Raw genomic sequence first — 26,747 nt, forward strand, 5'->3', positions numbered from 1 at the left:
ATCTAACATCCCAAAATACTGGTAGAATCTTGAACACCACACCTAGGTTTAACGTATTAAACTTTTTGGTAGATTTGAAAATTCATTTTTGTTATACTAATTGTATGAAAACATTAACGCTTGGAAAACTATTAGGATTACCAAATTTTCATCATTTTTATTTGGTTCCTGTGAAGAGACTTGAGCAAACCACAGACAATTATATACTTGTTTTTAAACAGGATAAAGAACTTGTTTTTGTCGACTTAGAAAGTGAGACCGGAAAGACTCAGGAAGCTAGATTTGCTAGTCATTTTCAGAATGATCATCTGTTAATCGGTTTGGGAGCAATTCCTGTTTCTGCATGGTCTACCTGTCAAGTCATTGAAGTAAGGAAAAATACTAATCAACGAGGAGTCAGTCTCTCACATTTGATGGAAAGCCACGGACAATTACCTATTTTTAAGTCAATAGCAGAGCAATATCGAGCACGTGAACAAGCAACAGTTTATGATCCCTACCGTTACTCCTACACTGTTGATGAGAAATCTGCTATTAAAGACAATCAATTAAAAGTCATTCCTAGAAAAGAATATGAAAAAATAAAAGATTTTCATCCCTTTTTGAAAACAAGACATGGAAATGTTTATGCTGTTCCCTGCCTCTATCAAGACATAAAACGAAAACAAGTGACTAAGATTTATATCATGGGATGGTATTTTTACGAAAAACAACTAAAAATATCCTGGAAACCCTCCCACTCTCGAAAAAGTCGCTGGCGTTCCTCACTTGTTTCTGTTGATAAACTGTCAGACCGCTACTTCTTCCAAGGTGAATTATACAAGAAAGGCTCATATCCAGTTTTTCTAGACCAGCTAACAATAAAAAATAAGGCTTACCAACAACGTCTAGACGACGAGTTTGCAGCCTTTATAAGTATCATTGAAATTCAAAAACAAAAAGCGCAGCTCCGTTTGAGATAAGGTATCGATGGACACCTCTTATTTCCGACGATTGTCTTTTAATTTCACAACTACGCGAAATTGGCGATCTGGATGGTTCTCTGTGTTAGACATTTGAATACGAGCCTCAAGAATTTCTCCATGTCCAAAGTAAATCAATCGGCTAATTAGAGAATTCTTATCAGAAGGGATGTAGCCTAATTTTGTTCCTTGATAAAAGATAGCTACCGCTTCTGAATCATGTGGATTAGAGGGCTCTCCTACTAGTTCTACTGGCGTTCCTGGTTTTAGTTGATCGATGACATCCAATCCGTCATAATATGCAAATGCAGCTAAATGAAAATCTTGAACATTGCGGGTTGGTCCAAATGAAGCAAATGACATTGGTAATCTCCCTAAAAATCTTATGGTTGGTAGACAATTTGATAGTCAGCATTGACAATTACACCGTTTTGATAAATAGTATATAGACTGTCGTCATCCCCTTCTATAGTGTTATAAGGGATAGATTCTGTACGAGTATAATTTCCTTCAATGACCTGCCAATTATTCTCACCTAAAATAGCGTTTGCGTATTCAATTGTTTTAGGACCACTTTCCAGCTGAACACCTGTTTCAGTGTTTTTTAGAGGGTCAATACCACTATCAGCTGATTGAGATAGACGATAATAGACTTCCATTGAATCTGCGGAAGCCGGGCTAATCACTATCATTCTATCACGTGTGGAGTCAGATGTATCTGTACCAGTTGTTTGGTAGGTTGCACTCAATTGAGTTCCTCCCGGAACCATCAGTAATGTTACATCTCCAATTTTTGCATCTACATAGCCTGTTTCAAATACCCCATCCATAATTTTTCCGCGTCCAAGCAAAGCACGATCCTCTGTGACCAAGCCCTTGCTATTAAATATCAAGGAATCTCCTTGGGCATTCTGCCAAGTACCAAGAATACTGTCGTAATTTCCCTGCATCAAAGCATCTATATCCATTAAAATTGGAAGAATGCCTTTCTGACTGGTAGATGAGGTACTCGTGCTTGAGGATTGACTTGTTGATGAAGCAGTGTTTGACGATGTCGTAGACGTCTTACTGGCATAACAAGCTGGAAGTAGAAAAACTGTAATCATACCCAGAATAATACATAAAATTCTCTTTGACATGCCGTTCTCCTATTCTCTATGAATAGTAAATCCAGTTGCCTGTTTGGTTGCCATAATAGTCATATCAGAAATCTGAACGTGTGCAGGTTGATTTGCAACGAAAAGAGTACATTGTGCAATATCGCTAGCTTGCAAAGCATCAATCCCTTGATAAACTGTCGCTGCTCTCTCCTTATCTCCATGAAAACGAACTTGACTAAAATCAGTCTCAACAATACCTGGTTGTAAGGTAGTTACCTTGATATTTTTTTCAATCGTATCAATACGAATACCGTCCGAAAGCACCTTAACAGCAGATTTGGTTGCAGCGTAGACAGCAGCTCCTGCATAAGCGTAAATACCGGCCGTTGATCCAATATTGATAATATGGCCTTCATTGTAGCTAACCATCTGTGGCAATAATTGTCGAGTGACGGTTAAAAGGCCTTTAATGTTGGTATCAATCATCGTCATCATATCTGTCAAATCATAATCTTGAAATTTGTCTAACCCCAAAGCCAGGCCAGCATTGTTTACCAAAATATGAATTTGTCCAACTTCTTCTATGATTTTTTGACAATTTATGATTGTTTGCTCCATATTCGTAATATCAAATGAATAAATGGATACGTGAACTTGGTATTGCTTTTCAATATCTTTTTTAATTTCTTCTAGTTTGTCAAATCTACGACCCGTAATAACGAGATTATCACCATTTTCTGCAAAGGCGTAAGCAATTGCTTTACCGATTCCGCTACTTGCACCTGTAATCAATACATTTCGTTTCATCATTCTTTCTCCTATTTCTATATTATACTACTTTTTTGAATAGAATGGAAAAACACAGAGCACAAAATAAGATCCCCTATCGACAGGGGACCTTATTTTTTAGGAAGGAAACACACTTATTTTAGACCATCTTTGGTATAATGGCCATCTACTTTAAAATCAAAACCAACTGAGACTGGGAATTGAATAGTAGAATTTGGTTTATTAAATAATATTTTTACATTAGAATTTGCATATTCTTCTGGTAAATCGATATAGAAATGTCCTTTGCTATCTTTCAGCATAGCTTGACCAGGCCAAGCTCCCAAAGGCATTTGAATTGGATTACCATAATAGGCATAGACATTTGCAGCACTCCATCCACCAGGATTTTCGAAGGTAATACGAGTAAAGCCTTCGGCAACTGGTTCTGGTAAAACGGCTCTATGGCTACCGTCTATTTCATAGACTTGTCCAAGTTCCAAATCATAGCCAGGTTTATTTTGTGCTGGGAATTGAACTTTCGTATCAGGATTATTGAAAATTACTTTACCACCTGCAAATTCTTCACCAAGCTCAATATAATATCCGTACTCATCTTGACTCATTTCTTTACCTGGCCAATTTCCAACGAGTGGTACACCTTTATTATCATAAACATAGGCGTAGACCTTAGACCAACCTTGTGAGTTGTTGAAGTAAACACGGTTGGCAATTTGTTGCTCAATGTTTGGGACTTTTGTACCGACTTCAACCACTTGTGTAACCGGTTCTTTGCTAACAGTTTCACTGATCTTTGTCTTAGAGACAAGTTGACTACCAATGTACTCTGAACGGTAAGTTATTGTCTTCACTCCGTCTTGACCTTCAAGGCGAGTTACTTTCTGTCCTTTTTCAAGTTCAGGATTGTCTACATACTGTGTTTCAAATGGGATTGGAAGCTCTTCACTTTCTTCTTTGAACTCGCTAGAAGGTTGTTCGGCAACTAAACCATCTTTAGAATATGTTCCGCCTGATTTAAATTCAAAACCAATGGATTGTGGATACTGCGCTCCTTTGTTGTTAGAAAAGAGTACTTTTACGCCATCAGTCTCGTATGATGTTGGAAGAGTGACGGCGAAAAGACCTGTACCATCTTTTTCCATCTTAGTTCCTGGCCATGCGCCTAACAATTTTTCACCTTTGGCATTATACATATAAACAAAGACATCTGTCCATTTATCTGGATTTTCAAAGCGAATAGTTGTTTGGGTGGCTGGTTCTTCTACTTTCTTCGTGATAGAATATACTTTCGTCACTAATTCACCAGCTGAATCTTTTGCTGATAGCGTCAATCTCAACGATTCACCATTTTTCAGATCTTGTCCTAGTGTCAATTTGTCCCCATCATTAAAGGAAACTGCATCACCATCATTCATCTGATAGGTCGCATCCGTTACGTGACTAGCTTGTAAAATCAACTCAATAGCATCTGTAATAGTAATCTCAGTTGTTGTTTGACCTTTTAATCCAAGCACTGCAGGTACTGTAATTTGTTTCTCGACAACTTTTACAAAGCCATCACGAGAATATAGACCATTTGAATTTACTTCAAATCCCACATTCTGAGGATACTGAGCACCTTGATTGTTAGTGAACAATACCTTAGCACCTTTGCTGATAAATGAATTTGGAACAGTAATAGTGTAATAGCCCGTTGCACTATCTTTACTCATAGCAGTTCCAGGCCATTTGTTCAGGAGAACGGTATCTGTACCGCTATACATATAGGCATATACTTGATTCCAATTTTCAGGATTGTCAAAATAGATGGTTGTATTGGCATTCGGATCCTCTTTTGTAAAGCGATAAACGGATTGAACTGTCTGACCTTTAGAGTTTTTAGCCGATAATGTAACCGTTACTGTTTCACCAAATTGCACTTGACTTCCGATTGTAATGACTTTTCCATTTTCAAATTTAATTGGAGCGCCATTATTGACAGAATAGGTAGCCTCACTCGTATTAGAAGTTTGTAATGTAAGATTTAATGTATCTGTCAAGAAAGTATGGCTGCCTTCTTGATATCCTTGAACTGACAAGGATGCTAGATTATCAAAACTTTCACCATTTGTTAATACTAATACTGATCGTCTCGCAATGGAACCACTTAATCGTCCGTTCGAAACAGTGTAGGTTTTACCAGAAATTTGGTCTTTATAGGTTCCATTCGCCAATTTTGTCTCAGTATTTAAGCTTTTCTCACTGTCGGAAAGGTTTGCAATTACTGCGCCTTGAGTGCCTCGTTCAATCATGGCAACGGTTGTATCACCATTCGGGTTCCGAATATATTCTGATTGACCAACCATGGCATTATGGAATTTGTTTACTGCTACAATCGTAGGGTCTTTATAAAGATTGCTACCCGCATCACCCATTTTAGATTGTTCAGGGAAACGGACACCATTACCGCCACCAACTGGACGTGAGAAGAATAGAGGTGTACCTTTGGCGCGTGCAGTAATCATTGCCCAGCCTAGTTTCAAATCTTCATCGCTCATCCAAGCTGATTCGGATTCACTATCCGTTTTTCCGTTTGCATATGTATCGTGAGATTCGACCCAAAGTACGAGTTTAGATGGATCTACTCCTGCTTGGTAGTTGCCAAGATTTCCAGCATGGACATTTCGATTGCGGAGCATGTCTCGGATAGAGTGTCCATATTGGGATGCAGTAATGCTCATCAAGTTCGCATAATCTGCATCGCGTGAAATATTGTCTTGTAACACTTCACCATATTGGAACTCAGTACCATTATTTAATATAACATTCCAGAAATTACTACCAAATTCGTTTGGATATTCTCCTGGTAATTCGATATGTTTTGCAGCATCATAACGGAAACCATCAGCCCCATCAGCAACTGCATTTTTTAAGAATTTCAACAAATACTGTTGTACTTCTGGATTTTGTGTATTCCATTCCCAGAGCCCAAGCAGAGACTTTTGAGTTACTTCCCAACGACTCTTCCAGTTTTCAATTTCATTATTTCCACGATTCCATTTTGTAATGGATGTAATTTCTGAAGAGACCTTTTTATAATCAGAAGTAGTATGATTCAGTACTGCATCAACTATGATTTTAATGCCATACTGCTCTGCGACACGATTCATCTCGATAAATTCAGCTTCAGTACCAAGCTGATAGTTACCAATCGTATAGGCGGTTGGTTGATAATGATAATACCATTGCTCTGTAAATTTCTTATCTCCTCCATTCCCAACAACTACAGCATTAATTGGGGATGTTTGAACACTTGTATAGCCTGCTTCTTTAATGGCTGCCATATTTTCTTTGATAGCATTAAACGACCAACACCAAGCATGCAAAATAGTCCCATCTTTCATTGAAACCTGCTGGTTGGAGCTGGCAACGATTGTTTCACCATTTACTGAAGTGATTGCGAATGCCTGTTCAATTCCAGCAAACATGGATAAAATCAGGGAAATACTAACCCCTTTTTTTACCAATTTGGATAGTTTTCTCTTACTCTGACTTTGATAAGCCATATAAACCTCCTAAAAAATAATAAGAAAACGTTTGCATTTCCTTGAAAAATATATCTACAGTTGATGACCTCGAAACCAGCAATCAACTGTAGAGGAATAAGTACTCTCCTTTCTTTCAAAATTAAATCATTTTGCTAAATGCAAACGGTTGCAAAATGATAATATCATATTTGTTGGTTAATTTCAAACAGCTAAAAAATCATGAAAAACCGCTCTGTATAAGGTTTTTCTGTCAATTTATGCTACTTTAGGGAAAATTTTGTTACCGATAACATTTTTTGACAAACAAAAAGCTCATTGAACGTCAACGAGTTTTTGTATATCATCAGAAAAAATTAAAGAATTGCATGAGTCGCATATTGAACTGAACCTGTCTAGCATAGTAGATATTTCCACCATTTACATATAACTTACCACCATTCAGCAAAGCCAAAGGATGAAAATAGGTATACGTTTCTTCTGTAGTATTCCCTAAGCTTGGTGCTACTACTGTTCTGGAGTATTCTTTCGCTAAAGAGAGCGTATGTTCTCCACCATGTTCTGCGATATAGTCAATATAGGCCGGCCCAAAATTATAGGCTTGAACTGCTGTCCAAACTTCTACCCCTTTTTCTTCCGCCAGTCGCAAATTTTCAGTAAGATAGATTACACCTTGGCGAATACTTTCTTTACTATCTGTAATAGTATTCGTATAACCAGTTGCGGACTCACTAGATTGCATGACATCAGCTTCTAATCCTTTAGTTTCTGTATAAATCATGGCCAAAACCAATTCTTCATTGGCAGGTGTATCATTTTCAGCTAGTACTTCTTGTACCATTGATTGATAGGCCATTACTTGCTTGACAGCGTGATAGGTCTGGTAACCTTTATAGCCAAGAAAAATCAATAAAAGCAACACTAGAATGCGTCTCAGTTTTTTCATTTACTTACTCTTTATATCTTCAATATTTTTGATGAGAATCGAATAGGTTCCGTTATCATTTTGAATAAATTCAACAGATTCAGCATCCTCATAGATTGCGTTAGGTACAATCAATTCAATGCCATTTGATAAAGAAAGCTTTTGGTTTTCAAATTTCTTGAGTTGACGACTACTATCAATCTCATCAAATGAAATCTTATCAGGTATGACCTCTTTCAGTTGATCGACGAAATTTAAACGTGCGGTCAGGTTGTTATCGAATAACTGATCAGCTAATTTTTCAGGTGAAAGCTCATTATCTTCTTCCAAATTGTTGAAAATAGCTGACTTGACTTTCGATTGAAATTGAAAATCGCCTTGATGGAAATTGTCAGCAATTTTCTGTGCAGTTTGCTCTACTGCTTTGATTGATTTTTTTGCAGAAATAGCTGGTGTAACTTGCAGAAGATTATCTGAGAAATAATTGAGGAAGGCTCCATTGTGTTTGATTCTTTTCTCAATCAAATGATACTTCCACGTTTGAAGATTGACAATCAAAGCTTCATCAGGTGCTGAACCTGCTCCAGGTAAATTATTCTGGGTGATTTTTAAAGGACTTCCACTTTCCAAACCAACGTGGGCGAGATTTTCACGCAGTGAGATTCTCAAAAAGGCAAAATGTTCAACACCATTTCGCTCAAACTCGATGAAAATGAGGTCATTGGTTTTTAAATTCTCAGAAATTGAAAATTCTTCTTTCCAGAGATTAGCAATCTTTACTGAATTCGACAACAAATCACCCTTTAGATGATCTAGAAAGGGATTCTCAGAATTGAATTGACCTGTTTTAGCCTCATCAGAAAAAACACGTTCAATTTTTTTGCGCAAATATTCTTCTATTTTGGGACTAACAGTCAAAAGCTGGTCGGCAAGGACCAGCTCTGTATCATCAGGACTAAATTGATGTATGATGGCTTTTTTTACAAATATATCCATTATAAACCTTCGTAAAGTGGGAATTGATCTGTCAAAGCACGCACTTCTTGACGGACTTCCTCAAGAGCTTTTTCATTTTCTGCATTTTCAAGTGCTTTGATAGTTAGTTGTGCAACCTTGCGAGCTTCCTCTACTCCAAAACCGCGAGCAGTAATGGCCGCAGAGCCAATACGGATACCGCTTGTTTTGAATGGTGAGAGTTTTTCATAAGGAATTGAATTTTTATTAAGTGTTATATTTACTTCATCTAGGAGATGCTGAGCTACCTTACCGTTTTCAACGACTTTGGTCACGTCAACTAGGAAGAGATGGTTGTCTGTTCCTCCTGTGATGACTTTAAAGTTAGGGTTTGCAAGGAAGACCTCAGCCATGGCCTTGCTGTTTTCAATCACTTTTTGAGCATAGTCTTTGAAAGCTGGATCCAAAACTTCTTTGAAAGACACAGCTTTGGCAGCGATGACATGTTCTAGTGGACCACCTTGAATTCCAGGGAAAATGGCTGAGTTGATTTTCTTGATGAGCTCTTCATCATTGGTCAAAATCAAACCACCACGTGGGCCACGAAGCGTTTTATGCGTTGTTGTAGTAGTGATATGAGCATGCGGAACTGGGTTTGGATGGAGGCCAGCAGCTACTAGTCCAGCAATATGTGCCATATCCACCATCAATTTTGCACCAACTGCATCAGCAATCTCACGGAATTTAGCAAAGTCAATTGTACGGGCATAGGCTGAAGCACCTGCTACAATCAATTTTGGTTGTACTTCTTTTGCTTGCTCTAAAATCGCATCGTAATCAAGCAAGCCAGTTTCTTCGTCGACATTGTAAGCGACAAAGTTGTAAGTTTGTCCTGAGAAGCTAACGGATGCACCGTGAGTCAAGTGACCACCTGCTGCTAAGTCCATCCCCATAACAGTGTCTCCTGGCTCAATCAAGGCCATGTAGGCAGCACAATTGGCCTGGCTTCCTGAGTGTGGCTGAACGTTCGCAAATTTTGCACCGAATATTTCTTTAGCACGTTCAATAGCTAAACTTTCAACTACGTCAACGCATTCCGTACCGCCATAGTAACGACGGCCTGGATAGCCTTCAGCATACTTATTGGTCAAAATAGAACCTTGAGCTGCCATAACAGCTTTAGAAACAACGTTTTCAGACGCGATCAATTCGATATTATTTTGTTGGCGTTTTTCTTCAGCTTGAATAGCATCCCAAACCTCTTTATCGAAGTCTTTAAAGTCAACTTTATCAAAAATCATATGCGTTACTCCTTTATTAGTGCTTGATGTAATGGTTATGCGACTTGTCAGATAGGCATCCCTAGTATTAGCAAAAAACTTATATTTGAATTTCTTAGAGATAAATGATGGTTTAAATATGTGAATGGACCCATTCATCTACTCGAATCATTCTTCAATCCTCGAATTCAATTTCAGGTATTTCTTTTTGAATGAGCTCACGACTTATTGCACCTTGACGCAAAATCCGCGCTTTCTGTCCAGAAAGGTCTAAAATCGTTGAATCAATGCCTGTCAAGGCTTGGTCGTCCTCAACGCCAGACAAATCAACTGAAAATTGTGCCTGGATGTCCGAAAACTTCTTGCCACTTTCATTTCCTGAAATATTGGCGGACGGTCCAATAAGCGGGCCAGTCTCAGAAATCAATTGTAAGGTTTTTACGTGATTAGGTACACGGAATCCAACAGTATCCAGTCCAGAATTAACCCAAAAAGGAACATTGTGATTCGCTTTCAGGATAATCGTTAGCGGTCCTGGCATAAACCTATTATACAGTTTTTCCAGAAAAAAGGGAGTATTTTGACTGAAAAAATGAATATCGTTCAGATTTGAGACATTTAAGTTCATTGCCTTGTCCCTAGGGCGCTGTTTCAACTGATAGACACGATTGACCGCCTCTTCATTTAAGGCTTGGGCAAAGAGTCCGTAGACCGTCTCGGTCGGCAAAACCACAGCTCCACCATTTTCAAGGATTGTTCGGAGTTTATCCATTGTCATCCGCTACGACCTTTCTATCCAGTCCAAATTGGTCTTTGAGGACTCGAATTCGCTTTTTGGGGAAATGCAGAGCAAGTAAGTCGGTTAGGTCTTGCCCTTGTTTATAGCCAATTTCAAAGTAGAGTTTTCCATTTTTCTTCAAAAATGCACCTGCTTGCTCCGCAATTTGTCTATAGATAGCCATACCATTTTCTTCCGCAAATAAGGCCAGATGTGGCTCAGAAGTCAATACATTGAGTCCAACTTCGTCTGTGTCATCTGGTGAGATGTAGGGCGGATTGGAAACAATGATGTCAAATTGCCCTGTCACAGCTTGCAAGACATCCGATTCTAGAAAGTGAACAGAGACTTGGTTGGTTCTTGCATTTTCCTGAGCCACTGCTAAGGCGTCCTCTGAAATATCCACTGCTACCACTTCCCAGTCAGGTCTAGCTTTTGCAAGGGAAATAGCTATGGCACCGCTTCCTGTACCGATGTCTAAAATACGCAAATCTGCTCCGCTATTTTCCTGCAAAATCAAATCAACTAATTCTTCCGTTTCAGGTCTTGGAATCAAGACTCGCTCATCCACCGCAAACTCCAAGCCATGAAAATCAGCCTTGCCGATAATGTACTGGGCGGGTCGGTGCTGGGAAAGTTGCTGAAAAATCGCATCAATCTCTTCTTTGTCAGTCGGTGTGACTTCCTGACGGAGCAGGAGGAGAAATTCCGTAAAGTTCAATCCCTTTAAGCCACGAAAGGTGAAGGACAGGGATTCTGCCTCTTCACCGATTGCGACTAATTGTTCTTCATATGCTGCAAATAATTGAGCGTAATTCATTATTTGTTAAGCTCTTCTAGTTTTTGCGTCTGATCGTAAAGTACAAGAGCATCTACGACTTCGTCCATCTTACCTGACAAGATGGTATCGAGCTTTTGCAAGGTCAAGCCGATACGATGGTCGGTCACACGGTTTTGTGGGAAGTTATAAGTACGGATACGCTCTGAACGGTCACCTGTACCGATAGTTGATTTACGCTCAGCATCCTGCTCATCTTGGGCAATCTGTGCAAAGTGATCCGCAACACGGGCACGGATAATTTTCATGGCCTTTTCACGGTTTTTCTGCTGGGTCCGTTCTTCCTGCATTTCTACCTTGATGTTGGTTGGCAAGTGAACGATACGCACGGCAGTTGCAACCTTGTTGACGTTCTGTCCACCAGCACCAGATGCATGGTAAATATCGACACGAAGATCTTTGGGATCGATGTCATATTCCACTTCTTCAACTTCTGGCATGATGAGGACAGTTGCTGTTGAGGTGTGGACACGACCTTGGCTTTCTGTCACAGGGACACGTTGAACACGGTGAGCTCCTGATTCATACTTGAGTTTTGAATAAACGGATTGACCAGAGACCATGGCAACCACTTCCTTGATACCGCCGACACCATTATAAGAAGCCTCCATGACTTCAAAACGCCAGCCTTGACCTTCTGCATATTTTTGATACATGGTCAAAAGGTCACCAGCAAAGAGGGCAGCTTCATCACCACCTGCGGCACCACGGATTTCCAAGATGATATTTTTGTCATCGTTAGGGTCTTTTGGTAAAAGAAGGATTTTGAGCTTTTCTTCGTAAGCCTCTTTATCAGCCTTAGCTTGTTTGAGTTCTTCCTTAGCCATTTCCTCCAGGTCTGCATCACCAGAAGATTCTTTAATCATCTCTTCTGCATCGACAATGTTTTGAAGTACAGTCTTATATTCGCGGTAGGCTGTTACTGTATCACGAGTCGCAGCTTCTTCCTTAGACAACTCCATAAAACGCTTGGTATCGCTGACTACATCAGGGTCAGACAACAATTCACCAAGTTCCTCATAGCGGTCCTCCACCGCCTGTAATTGATCGTAGATGTTCATAAGATTAAGATACAAAGCCCGTTAAGCAAGCACAGTCAAAATAGGAATTTCGACCAAGTGTTACAAACACTTGGAGAAATTATCTTTTTGACACAGCTTGTAGGGCGTGTTCATTTCCTTTCTGTAATATGTAGGTCATGAAACAGGCACCGTTCGTAGCCCGTATTCAGTTCCTTTCTAAAAATTTGGAAAGAAGACACTTCTAGTTAACTTGTAGGGCGTGTTCATTTCCATTAAGATACAAAGCCCGTTAAGCAAGCACAGTCAAAATAGGAATTTTGACCAAGTGTTATAAACACTTGGAGAAATTATCTTTTTGACACAGCTTGTAGGGCGTGTTCAATTCCGTTAAGATATTAACGCTGATAACCGACTCAAAGGAAATTAGGAATTCTGATGTAGAAACGTCGGTTTCTAGGAAGAATAATCTATTTCTACAGAGTCGTAGGCGTATTCAGTTCTGTTCGTATTTTAACAGAATTCAGCTAGAACAGGCACAGTTCGTAGCCGTATTCATTTTTTTCTAAAAAATGTTTGGAATGAAACCACGCTAAAATTTCTTTTGGGTATATTCAGTCCATTAACTAAATGATTATTTTATTTCTGGTGAAAAATAATGTTTGCGACAGACAGGAATGTAGGTTTCATTGCCACCAATTTGGATTTGTTCTCCTTCATAAGTAGGTTTTCCATCCTGCGTTCTCAAAACCATTGTCGCTTTTTTAGAACAATATTGGCAGATTGTTTTGATTTCATCTAATTTATCAGCCAATAAAAGCAAATGTTGGGAACCTTCAAACAATTCATTTCGGAAATCATTTTTAAGACCGAAAGCCATAACAGGTACATCCAATTCATCTACAACACGCGCAAGAGCATATACATGATGACGTCGAAGAAATTGAGCTTCATCAATCAGAACACAATAAGGTCGGGGTTCCATTTTTTCGATAAAAGCAAAAATATCCATCTCATCGTCAATAGCTACTGCTTCACGTCGCATGCCAATTCGACTGGATACAACACCAAAGGCATCACGGGTATCAAGCGCAGATGTCATGATAACAACAGGTTTTCCTTGTTCTTCATAGTTGTGGGCAACCTTGAGAATTTCAATAGTCTTACCTGAGTTCATTGTCCCATATTTATAATATAATTGAGCCACTTTTCTCTTTCCAATCTTAAAATTTCACTCCTTTCATTCTATCATAAATTGGAGTTTATGGGAAATAGAAAAAAAGTACTTCCTATTAATGAAACAGTGTGAAACAAACTTTTTATTTATTAAAAAAAATCATTCAGAAGCAAAATAATATTATTAAACTCTTTTTAATTACTTTATTGAATAAATAACCTCAATTCTATGGTATACTAGCTTTATAATGAAAGAAATTAAGGAGTTTTTTATGCCATTTGTACGTATTGATTTGTTTGAAGGACGCACAGAAGAACAAAAGATTGCTCTTGCACGTGAAGTAACTGAGGTTGTATCTCGTAATACCAACGCACCAAAAGAAGCCATTCATGTTTTCATCAATGATATGCCAGAAGGGACTTACTACCCACAAGGTGAAATGAAACGTAAATAAGAGAAAACACTCTTGCAACAAAATGAATTGCTCCCTGTCAAGTGGACAATGAAATAATAAAAGATTAGGCAACGGCCTTGTTCCTCATTTCAAGAGGGGCAAGGCCGTTATTGCGCTCTTGAAAGCGTTGATGATTGTAAAAGTAGATGTAGTTATCAATGTCTGATACTAGCTCCACAAAGGTCTTATACTTCTTCAAATCGTAGCACTCCGTCTTAAAGTGTCAAAAGAAACATAATTCTAAGAGCTTCATCTTCAGTTCGGGCTACCTCACTAAGGTAGCCTAATATTTATCTCGTGTAATACAATTTCTCACGACTTTGGGTACTAAATAAAATACAATTAATATGTTTAAGATTGTATAGAAAGTGGTAAAACTCCAAACTCGATTAGCTTTTAAATCTTCAATATATTGGTATCGTTCTGTGAAAAAGGAGTAAAATCCATAGATTTCAATAAAGATTAAGCCACTGATGATTCCGACAAGAAACAAAGCACCTGAATCTTTCACAATCTGTTAAAGGACAAGCAACATCAGTCCTATTACGACGATAATTAAAAGCCTTTATAAAATTTGCTCCAACATTTTCACCTCTTTCTAGGATAGCTGCATACGGTAATAGTTGGCTTGTTCCTGCTCAAGTTCATCTAGTTGAGCAACCAAATAAAGGTATTCTGCCTTCGTCACCTCATCTAAGCTTGGAAAATCAACCTCACGACTTGTGATGATGAGTTCCAGGTGTCCAGTGATTTCACGCTTTGAAAAACTATAATCAAGGTTCTCATCTTCATATTGTTCCTTTAAGGTTTGGTAGTTGGCTCTATCCTCTGGACTCGTAAAGCTTTGTGCCAACCATTCTTCTTGTTGATAACGCATTTCTTCTACTATTTGGGCCGGAGCTGATTCTCCTTTTCTGGTTTCTTGACTTCATTTTACCGCGTTCAAAATTATTTGTCAGCCTTTATCAAATGTTATATATCCCAAGCTTTTTTCAATCTCTCCATACAATCAGGTATATCTTCCAACTCAATTTTACTAAATCCCAAAAATAAATGTTCATGAGGACACTCTGCTTCTTCTTGCCAAAACTGCATCGTATCATATACTTTAACACCCTCATCAAGTGCACGTTTTATCATTTCATACTGATTGATTTTCGTTGGAAAACTGACCAAAAAATATTGTCCACTTACATTATGGGAAACCCTGATAGGCACTTGAAAAGTATCAAACCCATTTTGAAACGCCTCATATCTTTTTTTAAAAATATGGCTCATTTTTCTAACCAATCGATCATAATCGCCACTACTCAATACATTAGCTAGTGCAATCTGATTAATAAGATTCACAGTACTGTTGTGTAACCTAAATCGTTCTAAAAAGCCTTCAGTAAATTGTTTAGGTAGAACAATATAACTCATTCTAAAAGATGGCGATAAAATTTTTGAGAAGGTCCCTAGATAAATAACTCGATCAGGATAATCTATTGATTTTAATGCCGGAACAGGTTTCTCATAATAACGTAATTCACTATCATAATCATCTTCAATAACAAACGAATCGTTCTGTTCAGCAAATTCTAACAGCTTTTGACGTCTAGAAATTGGCATAATCATCCCCAATGGAAATTGATGCGATGGAGTCGTATAAATCATATCAATATTAACTGCATTAGAAAGTTTACTTATGTCTAATCCTTTTACGTCGACCTTTCCCGTACTAATATTACAAGAATTCTTTATAAAAATCTCTCTTGCTTTTGGATAACTTGGCTCCTCCATCAGTACATTTTTATTTTTACCTAAAAACTGACATAAATAATCTAAAGATTGTTGTAAGCCACTTGTGATAATAACCTGTCTAGGGTGACAAACAACACCTCTTATTCGCTCTAAATAACGACAAATTTCTTTTCTGAGGACTACATCACCTTGAAAAGGTTGTAAACTTGACAATCTTTCTGCTAATTCAAGTTGTTCAAGTGCAGTTATATAGTGCTTCTTCCATACTTTTTTTGGAAAAAGATTACTTGTATGGCTACTGTTAGTCAAGTCATAAACAATATTCTCTTGTCTCAATATTTCCTCATCCATGTAGTTTTCATCAAATGGATTTTTCTCTCTGCTAGAACATAGCACCTTCGGAAGTCTTAAAACATAAAATCCCGCATTTTTTCTACTTTCAATATATCCTTCAAGCGTTAATTGAAGATAGGCTCTATCAACAGTATTCCTACTGACATCTAGCATTTTAGCTAATGTTCTTGTTCCTAAGATTCTTTCATTTGGCGATAGGTAACCATTTATAATATCTAACTTTATCTGACTATAAATTTGCTCATATAATGGACGATGCTCCTTGCCTTTTTTAAGGTTTATCATAACTCCTCCCTCCAAAGTGGCACCTAAAAATTTTCTATTACTGGTACTTTTTATTATACCACTTATCTATTAAAATTTTAAAAAAGGAGGTTAAATAACAATGTCTATTCTTAAAGATATGGGAAATACACCTTTGGTAAAGTTAAAAAATCCATTTGGTGATAATTTTGCTCAGGTTTATTTGAAAATGGAAGAATTCAATCCAGGTGGTAGTATAAAATCTCGTGTTGCATTGCAAATGATAGAAGATGCAGAAACATCCGGTGTTTTGAAATCTGGAGACACTCTGATAGAGCCAACTGGGGGCAATACAGGCATTGGACTAGCTGTGGCCAGTTCATTAAAAGGTTATCAATTAGTTTTAACAACCCCAGATCACTTTAGTGCTGAAAAAATTGAAGTTTTAAAAAAATATGGTGCCAAAGTTGTTCTTGCTGATCATAGATTAGGCAATGATTGTCATATTCAGAAAGCTAAAGAATTGTTAAAAGATAATCCCGATTGGATTTGTTTAAACCAATTTGAAAATCCTTCAAATCCTAAAACACATTATCTATACAGGATATCAAGTCATAGATAATAATCTTATTATCTATTTTAATGATTTGAATAAAAATATGTTAAGCGAAATTCAATATTTATCAAAAAATAACACTTTTAAGTCATCCATTCTAAATGGTAATAGCATAACTGTTGAAAAAAATGGTTTTCTGTCACCTCTTAAACTACATTTTCTTAAAAATAATCGAATCATTAATGAAATGATTATACATGTTCAATAGATACAAGGAGAAAAATATCATGAAGTCTAACCGTTCAAATTCAAACATCCATATATTTCTAATCTTTGTTGCTATATGTTTTCTAGCAACAGGAGGTATATTTGTTAAATTAAGTTCCCTACCACCAATAAATACTGGTTTTTACCGTGTACTTTTTTCTATTCCTATGTTACTCCCCTTTATTAAAAAAGAAGATGTACAATTAAGTAAAAAAAATATTTTAACTATTGTATTAGCTGGAGCATTTTTAGCAGGAGACCTAGCACTATGGAATATTTCTTTCTCATATACAAGTGTCGCAAATGCAAATTTACTTGCTAACTTAACTCCTTTTACAGTAATTCCTTTCAGCTACTTTTCCTTTAAAGAAAAAATGACTAAACGTTTTTTTCTAGGAAGTATAATCACTTTTTTTGGTGTCATAATTTTAATGGGAAATAAACTGACCCTAACTTCAGATAGATTATTAGGTGATATCCTAAGTCTCAGCACCTCTGTGTTCTATGCAATGTTCATGCTTACAGTGTATAAACTAAGAGATAATATTAAAAGCAATGTTATTATGTTCATTAGTGCTTTCGGAAGCTTGCTTGTCCTTGGAATTGTAATTATATTTACTGAAGGATTCTATTTTCCACATAACTTCTCTGATCTCTGGCCACTTTTGGCGCTTGCACTAATTTCACAAATTCTAGGTCAAGGGTTACTGGCTTATTGTCTTGGAAAGGTAAATGCAAGTCTGTCATCACTGATTACATTATCTCAACCTGTTGTAGCCGCAGTCTACGCATGGATTATATTTCAAGAAAGATTAAATACACAATCAATTATTGCGATTTTAATTACTTTAGTTGGTGTTTATTTGGCTAAAACACAGACCAAACAATGAAAAGGAGCTCAAAAACAATCAATTACTTATGCTTGTTTTTTCTGACCACTATTCACTCCGTTACTTTTAAATCAAGTAATATATCTTGGTTCTTTGGCAGATGATGGGTATTTCGATTAAATTGTTCCAAAGCTGCATCTATCTCCTCAATCTCTACTTCTTTTTCAACCAAGAGAGCCAAAACATCATACTTAGCCTTTACAAGCTGATAGTCATCTTCCTTGGAAAAATTTTCTCTACTTCTACTTTTCCTACTTGTAGCTTATCTTTTTTAATACTTTACCAGCCCTTCTGTCTTTTCTTGGTCATCTATAATATGGTCAATGGCATTACTGATCCGTTGATTCGTTCCCACGTCTGATTTCAAATCAAGAGCGACTGTATATTGGTTATCACCTACAATCATCAAAGAAACCGTCTCTGGTAAGGGCTCACTAGGACCTCGTGTAGTCATTTTTAAGTCAAATCCTCTAAAGCTGGCAAGTGCTCTGACTTCCTTGGTCTCTGAGCGGTTATAGGTAATGAGTTTTCGCAGGTAGTCCCCTGCTTCTGCACGATTATCCATTACTTGATTGTCAAATCGAATGACATAAACTTGCTACTTTGTTGCCAAAGATTTAGCAATATCTTACTTAATAATTTTTCAATAATTGGGAGGAGCTTGTTCTTATAGCTCCTTACTACACTTCGTCCAGCAACTACTCTCCTCTAGCCTCTCGGCACCAGCTTCTTTGTACTTCCGAACCCAATTTAATAGTGTTTCCTTTGAGATACCATGGTTCCTAGCTAACCAACTAATTGATTCCCCTACTTTCAAGTGAATTAGAATTATTTCTAGTTTCTCAGAAACAGACTTTAGACTTCTTTTGGACATATTAAATCTCCCCTAATAGTTTCTAGTGAAAAAATTTTATTTTTCACTGTCCACTATAAGGGGAGCATATCAAAATGTTTGTATCCAGCTTATTTCTTATCGTCTTCATCCATGCTGAGAACGCTGAGGAAGGCTTCTTGAGGTACTTCGACAGATCCGATGGCCTTCATCCGTTTTTTACCAGCTTTTTGTTTTTCTAGGAGTTTGCGTTTACGGGAAACGTCACCACCATAACACTTGGCCAAAACGTTCTTCCGAAGAGCCTTGATGTCGCTACGGGCAACGATTTTTTGACCGATAGCAGCTTGGATTGGCACTTCAAACTGTTGACGCGGAATGATTTTCTTGAGTTTGTCCACGATGATTTTCCCACGTTCGTAAGCAAATTCCTTGTGGACGATAAAGCTGAGGGCATCTACCTTGTCGCCGTTCAAGAGAATATCCATTTTCACTAACTTAGATGAACGGTACTCAGAAATTTCATAGTCAAAGCTAGCATATCCACGAGTAGATGACTTGAGTTTATCAAAGAAATCAAAGACAATCTCCGCAAGTGGAATTTGGTAGATAACATTGACACGGTTATCATCTATATAATCCATGGTCACAAAGTCACCACGTTTGCGTTGGGCCAATTCCATCACCGCACCGACGTATTCCTGTGGAACCATGATTTGTGCCTTAACGTAAGGCTCTTCGATAGTGGCGATCTTGGTTGGGTCTGGGAATTCGGATGGGTTGGCTACATCAATCATATCACCATCCGTCATGTTGACATGGTAAACCACCGACGGTGCAGTCATGATGAGGTCAATGTTAAATTCACGCTCTATCCGTTCTTGAATAACATCCATGTGCAAGAGACCTAAGAAGCCACAACGGAAACCAAAGCCGAGGGCCTGCGATGTTTCAGGTTCGAACTGCAAACTGGCATCGTTGAGCTGGAGCTTTTCCAAGGCTTCACGGAGGTCATTGTACTTGTTGGAGTCAATTGGATAGATCCCAGCGAATACCATTGGATTCATCTGCTTGTAGCCTGCTAGTGGTTCGCTAGCAGGATTTTCCGCTAAGGTCACCGTATCACCGACACGGGTATCTGCCACGGTCTTGATAGAAGCTGCGATATAACCAACATCTCCAACTGCTAGAAAATCACGGCCAATAGCTTTTGGTGTAAAAATTCCAACTTCCGTAACATCGAAGGTCTTGCCATTGCTCATCATCTGGATGGTATCACCAGGCTTCACAACCCCATTGACAATACGGACTTGGAGGATGACCCCACGATAGGGATCATAGACAGAGTCAAAAATTAAAGCCTGCAATGGAGCTTCAACATCACCTGTTGGAGCGGGAACTTTCTCAACGATTTGTTCAAGAATCTCTTCAATACCAATTCCTGATTTAGCTGAAGCGGGAACCGCTTCCGAAGCGTCCAAACCAATGACATCTTCAATTTCTTGACGAACACGCTCAGGATCTGCAGCTGGTAGATCAATCTTATTAATGACTGGCAAGATTTCAAGATCATTATCCAGAGCCAAATAAACATTTGCAAGTGTTTGTGCTTCAATACCTTGGGCTGCATCAACTACCAGAATTGCTCCTTCACAGGCAGCAAGCGAACGAGAAACTTCATAGGTAAAATCCACGTGTCCTGGAGTGTCTATCAAATGGAAGATATAGGTTTCTCCATCTTTGGCAGTATAGTTAAGCTCGATAGCATTTAGCTTAATGGTTATGCCGCGTTCACGCTCCAAATCCATGCTATCTAACAATTGAGCCTGCATTTCACGACTAGAAACTGTTTCTGTCTTTTCGAGTATGCGGTCAGCCAAGGTTGATTTCCCATGGTCAATGTGGGCAATAATGGAGAAATTACGGATTTTCTCCTGTCGTTCTTTTAATTCTTCTAAATTCATGTTTCATCCTTTACAAGGGTATAATACTCTTCATTATATCAGATTTGGCTAGAACTTTCCATAAGAAAAACACCTAGAAATATAGGTGCCTACTCTGCTATTGTCCTAACCATAAAGAAATTTCTCGTTCAGCTGCTTCTGAGCAATCTGATCCATGTACGACATTCTCTACCATTCCACCAACTGGTGCCGTTGCAAAATCCCCACGAATAGTTCCTGGAAGTGCATTGACCGGATTAGTTGCACCCATCATATCTCTCCATGATTTGATAACTTCTGGACCTTCCAAAATCCCAGCAATGACAGGACCACTAGTCATATATTGAACCAATTGCGGAAAGAAAGGTTTGTCAGTCAAATGATCATAATGTTGCGCAATTAATGCCTCTGTTGCAGTCAGCATCTTCAAATCACGAATCTTGAATCCTCTACGTTCAATACGTGAAAGAATTTGTCCTGCCAATCCTCGCTCAAGCGCATCCGGTTTGATAATGAAGAATGTACGTTCCATGGCTTTTCTCCTGTCTATAAATTAGATATTTTTCAAGATTGCATCCCAAGCCTGATCATAGCCATGACGAGTTTCAGAAGAAAACACGACAAATTGATCCTTCTTATCAAAGTCCAACTTTTTCTTGATTATTGATTCGTGTTTGTTCCACTTGCCACGCGGTATTTTATCAGCCTTCGTTGCCACAATAATAACAGGGATGTCATAATATTTCAAGAAATCATACATCTGAACGTCATCAGCTGAAGGCTCATGGCGCATATCCACTAGGCTAACAACAACCCGTAAATTCTCTCTTGTTGTCAAATATTCTTCAATCATTTTGCCCCACTTGGCACGCTCTGTTTTTGAAACTTTTGCATAACCATAACCTGGAACATCCACAAAACGAATTTTATCATCTATGTTATAAAAATTAAGTTGTTGAGTTTTTCCAGGCTTTCCTGATGTACGAGCAAGATTTTTTCTACCTAAGAGGGTATTAATAAAGGAAGACTTCCCAACGTTTGATCGGCCAGCAAGGGCGATTTCCGGAAGATCGTCTTCTGGATATTGGGCTTTCGAAACCGCACTAAGCAGAATCTCAGCATTATGTGTATTGATTTCCATTTTGTACCTTTCATAAATAAGGGGAGAAAGTCAAAACCTATCACCCCTTATTGTACTTATTTAAGCAGTTTCTAGCAAAGGTTTTTCCTTACCATCTACTGCATCTTTTGTAACACGAACACGTTTTACATTCTCTTGACTAGGAACTTCAAACATCACATCCATCATGGTTTCTTCAATAATCGAACGAAGTCCCCGTGCACCTGTTTTCCGTTCAATAGCCTTTTTGGCAATTTCCTCCAAGGCATCCTGGTCAAATTCTAACTCCACATTATCGTAGGATAAAAGAGTTTGGTACTGTTTTACCAAAGCATTCTTCGGCTCAGTCAAAATACGAATCAAATCCTCTGTCGTTAATTGATCTAAGGCTGCAAAAACAGGTAATCGTCCAATCAATTCAGGAATAATACCAAATTTTTGAATATCATCAGCAATGATATGTTGCATGTATGATTCTTTTTCATCAATAGCACGATTGTTTTGACCAAAACCAATGATTTTCTCTCCTAATCGTTGCTTAACAATTTCCTCGATACCATCAAACGCACCGCCAACGATGAAAAGAATGTTTTTCGTATCGACGTGAATCATTTCTTGATTAGGGTGTTTTCGTCCACCTTGTGGAGGTACACTAGCTACGGTTCCTTCAATAATTTTTAAGAGAGCTTGTTGGACACCTTCACCCGAGACGTCACGGGTAATGGACACATTTTCACCTTTTTTGGCAATTTTATCAATTTCATCCACATAGATGATACCTCTTTCAGCACGGTCAATGTTAAAATCTGCAGCCTGCAATAATTTAAGTAAAATGTTTTCAACATCTTCACCCACATAACCAGCCTCAGTCAGCGCAGTTGCATCTGCAATCGCGAAAGGTACATTCAAACTCTTAGCTAAGGTTTGTGCTAAGAATGTTTTACCGGATCCAGTTGGACCAATCATCAAGATGTTAGATTTTTGCAAATCAACATCGTTTTCATCGCGACTATCTTGGAAATTAATACGTTTGTAGTGATTATAAACAGCCACTGCCAATGCACGTTTAGCACGATCTTGTCCAATGACATAATTGTTTAAAATATTGAGTAATTCTTGTGGCTTTGGTGTGTCTGCCAAATCTGTCAGTACTTCTTCAGCCAATTCTTCACGAATGATTTCTTGAGCTAACTCAACACACTCATTACAAATGAAAACATTATTTCCTGCAATAATTTTTTTAACTTCTTCTTGATTTTTACCACAAAATGAGCAATAGATAAGCTCTTGTGTATGCTTAACAGCCATGTGTTTCCTCTTTCATATCTCTTATCTGAATAAAAAGCCATAAATTGCATGAATACTGTTAACCAAATTGGTAAACGCATTCAGTAAAAATAAAATGGCCAGACCAAAACGTTTCTTTCTAAAGGCTTGAACAGCACAAAGAACGCATATTCCGCAGAGAAACGCTGTAAATAAACCGAATAAACTTCTCTCCATGCCTAACTTTCTCTTCTTTCGTAGGTTTTTATAGTAAAATCAAATGGATTTGCCTCATCTTTTAATCGGAGTGTCTTCTTCTTCAGGCAAAATTGTTCCATCGGAAAATCTTTCGGAAAGAAAGTATCTCCATCAAATTGACCATGAATATCTGTCACAATCAATTGATCAATATATGCCGCAAATGCCATAAAAATCTGACTCCCACCAACTACAAATAAAGTCTGCTCTTGATGTGCATACAAAGCCAACACTTCCTCCACACTATGAACAACTGTAACCCGATCATTTTCTACTACATATGATTGGTCCGTTGTCAAAACGATTGTGTGACGATTTGGAAGTGCACGCTTGCCCATACCATCAAAGGTAATACGTCCCATCACCATTGTGTGACCAGTTGTCGTTTCTTTAAAATGAGCTAAGTCAGCGGGTAAGGACCAAGGTAGTTTATCACCTTTTCCAATCAATCCATTTTCATCTTGAGCCCAAATAGCAACAATCTTTTTCGTCATTTTCTCTCACTTTCCGTCCTATCATTCTATCAAAAATTCACAAAAAATGCACTTACCAAGTAGGTCTAGTGCAAATTTTTATAGCTCTAAAAATATAGCAGTACTCAAAGAATACTTGGGGAGTGAAACAGTCTGAGTATAGACTGTTTTAGCCCGAGCTTAAATTTAAAGTAGCGAGGTAAAAGAACGAAGCTCTTCACTGCTAATCCAGTTAAATTGCTAAATCGAATTTTAATTGCTCCAACACTTTGGGAAAGTGTTGGAGGTTGGAAATAAGGGCTGTTGGAAAACAGCCTACAACTTAAATAGCAAGATCAAACTTTAACTGCGGTTTAACTGGATTGTAGTCCAACAACTCAAAATCTTCTGCTTTAATATCAAAAAAGTTTGTTCCGTCTGGGACGTTGAGCACTAAACGAGGCTCAACTTCTGAAGGAGTCCGACGTAGCAATTCTTCAGCTTGTTCAAACTGATTGTCATAGATGTGAAGATTGTTGATGAAATAGAAAAACTTCCCAACCTTCCAGCCAAAATGTTTAGCAATCATCATCTGGAGGGCTACATACTGCATCGCATTGATATGGTGGGCAACCAACATATCATTTGAGCGTTGAGTAAGAGTTGCGTCCAGATAAATATCCCCATCCACTCGTCGAACGTCAAACATGGTCTGAAAGGCACATGGCAAGAGACCTGCAGATTGGTCAAAAGCCTCATAGTCCCATAACGAAATGACATTGCGGCGATTCCAAGGATTTTCTTCCAATTGTTTGAGAATCTTGGAAATGATGTCATGCTTCTTAACAATAGCACCATAGCGTTCGCCAATCGTGCCGGTTCCAGCCACTTCCCAGTCATTCCAATACTGGACACCGTACTTTTCTTGTAAAACAGACAAGTCATTGGTTTGGTCTTGGTAAATCCAGAGAATTTCTTTAATGGCTGACTTGATTGGGATAGGTCTTAATGTAGTAATAGGGAACTCGCCCTTGGCCAAGTCATACTCCGCAAAGGCACCTGTAATGTACTTGGAATTAGCAACATTTCCATCCTTGTAACGGGGGCGAGCATTTTCTGAAAAAACGCCCTCTTCCATAATCTTACGAATGTTTTCTTTAAAAATACTATCTGCTTTTGTCATAGTTTTAGTATAGCAAATTCTAACAAAAAACTCCAGTTTTGAACTGGAGTCCTCATTTATACAGCAAGGGGTAGAGATTGAGCTGAAATAGACCAGAAAGGGCAGTTATTAAGCTGAACAATATAAAATACAAAACAACCAAGACGGTACTCAATAATATCTGGCGAATATTCTTAGTGTAAATAGCCGTTGGTAAACTGGCTAGACCGAAAAAGGGAATGATGAAAAATGTTAGTTTAAAATTCACATTTACAATATCAAACCATTGACCTATTGGTAAAAATAGCATGACAATGAGAAATGTTGCAACGCTGTACAAGACTAAATTTAACCTTTTTAATAGTGTCACACTCATAAGAAACTCCTTCTAGGGGCCAAATATAAAGTAGCCAAGGCCAAATATCAAAGGAAATGAGATAATTAAAAAGATACTGATTAAACCAGTCCACAATTTTTTATAGTAGATAGATAGTATAAGAATTAGAGTACCCAGCAGAGGGAGAATCAACATGGTTGCTACGTTTCCCCAGCTAGACGGGAAAAACCAGTCTCGAATCCAGTTATCAAGGAAAAAGGCAGATAACAAAATCAATAAACCAAGAATGGTCAGATAGTTGATTATTTTAGACATGTTTACCTGTTTCATAGGTGACGCTCCTTTCTCTTTACGCTTTCATTGTACGCTAAAACACTACATTTTTCAATATATGTATATAAGGAAATTGTCACAGCGGAATTGAAAAAGCAGAGTTTCCCCTGCTTCTAACAATTATTTTAATACAAGTGATGCTGCGCCTAATACACCTGCATCATTGCCACGTGTTGCCAATACGATTTGTGTACTTTCCTTAATTTGTGGGAAGCTATTTTCGGCAAATACATTACGAACACCATCTAATAGGAATTCACCTGCAGCTGAAACACCACCACCAAGAACAATGTAGGCTGGATTTAAAACTGCTGCAATATTTGCACAAGCAACACCAAGGTAATTTGAAAAATGACGGTATACAATTAGTGCCAAATCGTCACCTTCTTTAGCTAAGTCGAACACATCTTTTGCAGTAACTTCTTCTCCGTCGTCAATCAATTGTTTCAGTTTGGCATCACCTGCGTATTCTTCAGCATAACGGCGTGTCAAATTCACAATACCTGTTGCTGAAGCAACAGTTTCCAAACAACCTTTTTTACCACAAGTACATGCAAATGGTGCATCAAAGTCAACTGTGATATGCCCCAATTCACCACCAGCACCTTTGACTCCACGAATCAAGTTTCCAGCAGCGATGACACCGCCACCGACACCTGTACCAAGAGTCATGAAGACAACATTCGGATTGTTATTTCCTGCACCAACCCATTGTTCACCAAGAGCCGCTACGTTGGCATCATTATCAATGTAAAAAGGTAAGCCGAGGGCAGATTCAAACTGATCTTTAACCAATTGCAAGGTTTTCCAATTGAGGTTGTAGGCACCGATAACAGTACCAGCTTCACTATCAACGACACCTGGAGACCCCATACCAACACCAAGAAAATCTTCTTTCGTTAAACCATGTGTTTCAAAACGATGTTTGATGCTGTCAATGATATCAGGAACAATGTGGCTTCCCTCATCTAAAATATTTGTTTTGATAGACCATTTTTCTTGAATTTCACCTTCGGTAGTCAAAATCGCCAATTTAACAGAAGTTCCCCCAAGGTCAATTCCGATGATTTTTTTAGACATAAGATACTCCTAAAATCTGTTTTTTACAATTATACCACAATGCAAACATTTGCGTAAAGCCTTTTCATGGATAAAATAATCCTTTGTTCAGGATTATCATTCCTATTCAAT

Annotated in this window: 26 protein-coding genes and 4 pseudogenes; 4 read left to right on the forward strand and 26 right to left on the reverse strand. The window is 38.1% G+C overall.

Going from position 1 to position 26,747, the window contains the following annotated elements:
* The first annotated feature begins 104 nt into the window (after nt 1-104).
* On the forward strand, nt 105-962 hold the full coding sequence (locus L6410_RS05445) for a hypothetical protein (RefSeq protein WP_336512758.1): 858 nt from the start codon (nt 105-107) through the stop codon (nt 960-962).
* An 18-nt stretch (nt 963-980) separates the two neighbouring features.
* Here the strand turns inward: L6410_RS05445 and L6410_RS05450 are convergent, their stop codons facing one another.
* The 11 genes from L6410_RS05450 to L6410_RS05500 all read right to left on the reverse strand — a co-directional run bounded on the left by L6410_RS05450 (nt 981) and on the right by L6410_RS05500 (nt 13,376).
* A complete protein-coding gene (locus tag L6410_RS05450; protein ID WP_237396582.1) occupies nt 981-1,325 on the reverse strand; it encodes an HIRAN domain-containing protein in 345 nt (114 codons plus the stop codon).
* A gap of 20 nt (nt 1,326-1,345) precedes the next feature.
* Nucleotides 1,346-2,101 (reverse strand): DUF6287 domain-containing protein, encoded by a 756-nt coding sequence (locus L6410_RS05455; RefSeq protein WP_237396584.1) that lies wholly within the window; start codon nt 2,099-2,101, stop codon nt 1,346-1,348.
* Between the two features lie 9 nt (nt 2,102-2,110).
* Nucleotides 2,111-2,869 (reverse strand): SDR family NAD(P)-dependent oxidoreductase, encoded by a 759-nt coding sequence (locus L6410_RS05460; protein ID WP_237396720.1) that lies wholly within the window; start codon nt 2,867-2,869, stop codon nt 2,111-2,113.
* A 116-nt stretch (nt 2,870-2,985) separates the two neighbouring features.
* Nucleotides 2,986-6,396, reverse strand: a complete 3,411-nt coding sequence (locus L6410_RS05465) for a starch-binding protein (RefSeq protein WP_237396586.1) — start codon at nt 6,394-6,396, stop codon at nt 2,986-2,988.
* 325 nt (nt 6,397-6,721) lie between these two features.
* The gene (locus L6410_RS05470) at nt 6,722-7,321 is read right to left on the reverse strand and encodes a lysozyme family protein (RefSeq protein WP_237396587.1); all 600 of its coding nucleotides are present in this window, start codon (nt 7,319-7,321) and stop codon (nt 6,722-6,724) included.
* Entirely contained in the window at nt 7,322-8,296 is a 975-nt protein-coding gene (locus L6410_RS05475) for a nucleoid-associated protein (protein ID WP_237396589.1), read from the reverse strand. It abuts the gene before it with no gap.
* Nucleotides 8,296-9,555 carry a serine hydroxymethyltransferase gene (gene glyA / locus L6410_RS05480; RefSeq protein WP_237396591.1) on the reverse strand — a complete coding sequence of 420 codons (1,260 nt, stop codon included), beginning with the start codon at nt 9,553-9,555 and terminating at the stop codon, nt 8,296-8,298. The genes L6410_RS05475 and glyA overlap by 1 nt, the downstream gene beginning before the upstream one ends.
* 154 nt (nt 9,556-9,709) lie before the next feature.
* A complete protein-coding gene (locus L6410_RS05485) occupies nt 9,710-10,312 on the reverse strand; it encodes an L-threonylcarbamoyladenylate synthase (RefSeq protein WP_172085720.1) in 603 nt (200 codons plus the stop codon).
* The gene (gene prmC / locus L6410_RS05490) at nt 10,299-11,132 is read right to left on the reverse strand and encodes a peptide chain release factor N(5)-glutamine methyltransferase (protein WP_237395064.1); all 834 of its coding nucleotides are present in this window, start codon (nt 11,130-11,132) and stop codon (nt 10,299-10,301) included. Before prmC ends, L6410_RS05485 begins: the two co-directional genes overlap by 14 nt.
* A complete protein-coding gene (gene prfA, locus L6410_RS05495; RefSeq protein ID WP_015646857.1) occupies nt 11,132-12,211 on the reverse strand; it encodes a peptide chain release factor 1 in 1,080 nt (359 codons plus the stop codon). The genes prmC and prfA overlap by 1 nt, the downstream gene beginning before the upstream one ends.
* 592 nt (nt 12,212-12,803) lie before the next feature.
* Nucleotides 12,804-13,376, reverse strand: coding sequence for a thymidine kinase (locus L6410_RS05500; protein WP_024392197.1), 573 nt, complete (start codon nt 13,374-13,376; stop codon nt 12,804-12,806).
* 241 nt (nt 13,377-13,617) lie between these two features.
* Here L6410_RS05500 and L6410_RS05505 point away from each other — a divergent pair, with 241 nt between their 5' ends.
* A complete protein-coding gene (locus L6410_RS05505; RefSeq protein ID WP_002934978.1) occupies nt 13,618-13,800 on the forward strand; it encodes a 4-oxalocrotonate tautomerase in 183 nt (60 codons plus the stop codon).
* Nucleotides 13,801-13,864: 64 nt separating this feature from the next.
* Here L6410_RS05505 and L6410_RS05510 read toward each other — a convergent pair.
* From L6410_RS05510 to pdxR, 4 genes and pseudogenes are all read right to left on the reverse strand, one after another.
* A pseudogene (locus tag L6410_RS05510) lies at nt 13,865-14,023 on the reverse strand (IS3 family transposase); the annotation flags it as partial.
* Nucleotides 14,024-14,083: 60 nt separating this feature from the next.
* Nucleotides 14,084-14,335, reverse strand: a pseudogene (locus L6410_RS05515) (DUF5966 family protein).
* A 63-nt stretch (nt 14,336-14,398) separates the two neighbouring features.
* Complete coding sequence (locus L6410_RS05520) at nt 14,399-14,689, reverse strand: DUF5962 family protein (RefSeq protein WP_336512759.1); 291 nt, start codon at nt 14,687-14,689, stop codon at nt 14,399-14,401.
* 83 nt (nt 14,690-14,772) lie between these two features.
* Nucleotides 14,773-16,182, reverse strand: coding sequence for a MocR-like pyridoxine biosynthesis transcription factor PdxR (gene pdxR, locus L6410_RS05525; RefSeq protein WP_024392199.1), 1,410 nt, complete (start codon nt 16,180-16,182; stop codon nt 14,773-14,775).
* Between the two features lie 100 nt (nt 16,183-16,282).
* Between pdxR and L6410_RS05530 the strand changes: the two genes are divergently transcribed.
* Nucleotides 16,283-16,762, forward strand: coding sequence for a PLP-dependent cysteine synthase family protein (locus tag L6410_RS05530; RefSeq protein ID WP_050571162.1), 480 nt, complete (start codon nt 16,283-16,285; stop codon nt 16,760-16,762).
* Between the two features lie 221 nt (nt 16,763-16,983).
* The gene (locus tag L6410_RS05535; RefSeq protein ID WP_237395065.1) at nt 16,984-17,853 is read left to right on the forward strand and encodes a DMT family transporter; all 870 of its coding nucleotides are present in this window, start codon (nt 16,984-16,986) and stop codon (nt 17,851-17,853) included.
* A 52-nt stretch (nt 17,854-17,905) separates the two neighbouring features.
* Here the strand turns inward: L6410_RS05535 and L6410_RS05540 are convergent.
* From L6410_RS05540 to L6410_RS05590, 11 genes and pseudogenes are all read right to left on the reverse strand, one after another.
* Nucleotides 17,906-18,528: pseudogene (locus L6410_RS05540) on the reverse strand (helicase SNF2); the annotation flags it as partial.
* Nucleotides 18,524-18,727: pseudogene (locus L6410_RS05545) on the reverse strand (helix-turn-helix domain-containing protein); the annotation flags it as partial. The pseudogenes L6410_RS05545 and L6410_RS05540, both read right to left, overlap by 5 nt.
* 89 nt (nt 18,728-18,816) lie before the next feature.
* Entirely contained in the window at nt 18,817-20,649 is a 1,833-nt protein-coding gene (lepA, locus tag L6410_RS05550) for a translation elongation factor 4 (protein WP_237395066.1), read from the reverse strand.
* A 97-nt stretch (nt 20,650-20,746) separates the two neighbouring features.
* On the reverse strand, nt 20,747-21,160 hold the full coding sequence (gene ndk, locus L6410_RS05555) for a nucleoside-diphosphate kinase (RefSeq protein ID WP_237395067.1): 414 nt from the start codon (nt 21,158-21,160) through the stop codon (nt 20,747-20,749).
* Nucleotides 21,161-21,181: 21 nt separating this feature from the next.
* On the reverse strand, nt 21,182-21,769 hold the full coding sequence (gene yihA / locus L6410_RS05560; protein ID WP_024392204.1) for a ribosome biogenesis GTP-binding protein YihA/YsxC: 588 nt from the start codon (nt 21,767-21,769) through the stop codon (nt 21,182-21,184).
* 60 nt (nt 21,770-21,829) lie between these two features.
* Nucleotides 21,830-23,056: an ATP-dependent Clp protease ATP-binding subunit ClpX gene (clpX, locus tag L6410_RS05565; protein WP_024404609.1), complete on the reverse strand. Its 1,227-nt coding sequence runs from the start codon at nt 23,054-23,056 to the stop codon at nt 21,830-21,832.
* A 197-nt stretch (nt 23,057-23,253) separates the two neighbouring features.
* Complete coding sequence (locus tag L6410_RS05570; RefSeq protein ID WP_024392207.1) at nt 23,254-23,766, reverse strand: dihydrofolate reductase; 513 nt, start codon at nt 23,764-23,766, stop codon at nt 23,254-23,256.
* 301 nt (nt 23,767-24,067) lie between these two features.
* Nucleotides 24,068-24,907: a thymidylate synthase gene (locus L6410_RS05575; protein WP_237395068.1), complete on the reverse strand. Its 840-nt coding sequence runs from the start codon at nt 24,905-24,907 to the stop codon at nt 24,068-24,070.
* Between the two features lie 52 nt (nt 24,908-24,959).
* Nucleotides 24,960-25,262, reverse strand: coding sequence for a hypothetical protein (locus tag L6410_RS05580; protein WP_024392209.1), 303 nt, complete (start codon nt 25,260-25,262; stop codon nt 24,960-24,962).
* A 12-nt stretch (nt 25,263-25,274) separates the two neighbouring features.
* The gene (locus tag L6410_RS05585) at nt 25,275-25,553 is read right to left on the reverse strand and encodes a hypothetical protein (protein ID WP_172024832.1); all 279 of its coding nucleotides are present in this window, start codon (nt 25,551-25,553) and stop codon (nt 25,275-25,277) included.
* 123 nt (nt 25,554-25,676) lie between these two features.
* Nucleotides 25,677-26,636: an ROK family glucokinase gene (locus L6410_RS05590; RefSeq protein WP_024404604.1), complete on the reverse strand. Its 960-nt coding sequence runs from the start codon at nt 26,634-26,636 to the stop codon at nt 25,677-25,679.
* Nucleotides 26,637-26,747: the final 111 nt, after the last annotated feature.

The organism is Streptococcus parasuis (assembly GCF_021654455.1).
GTDB classification, from domain to species: domain Bacteria; phylum Bacillota; class Bacilli; order Lactobacillales; family Streptococcaceae; genus Streptococcus; species Streptococcus parasuis.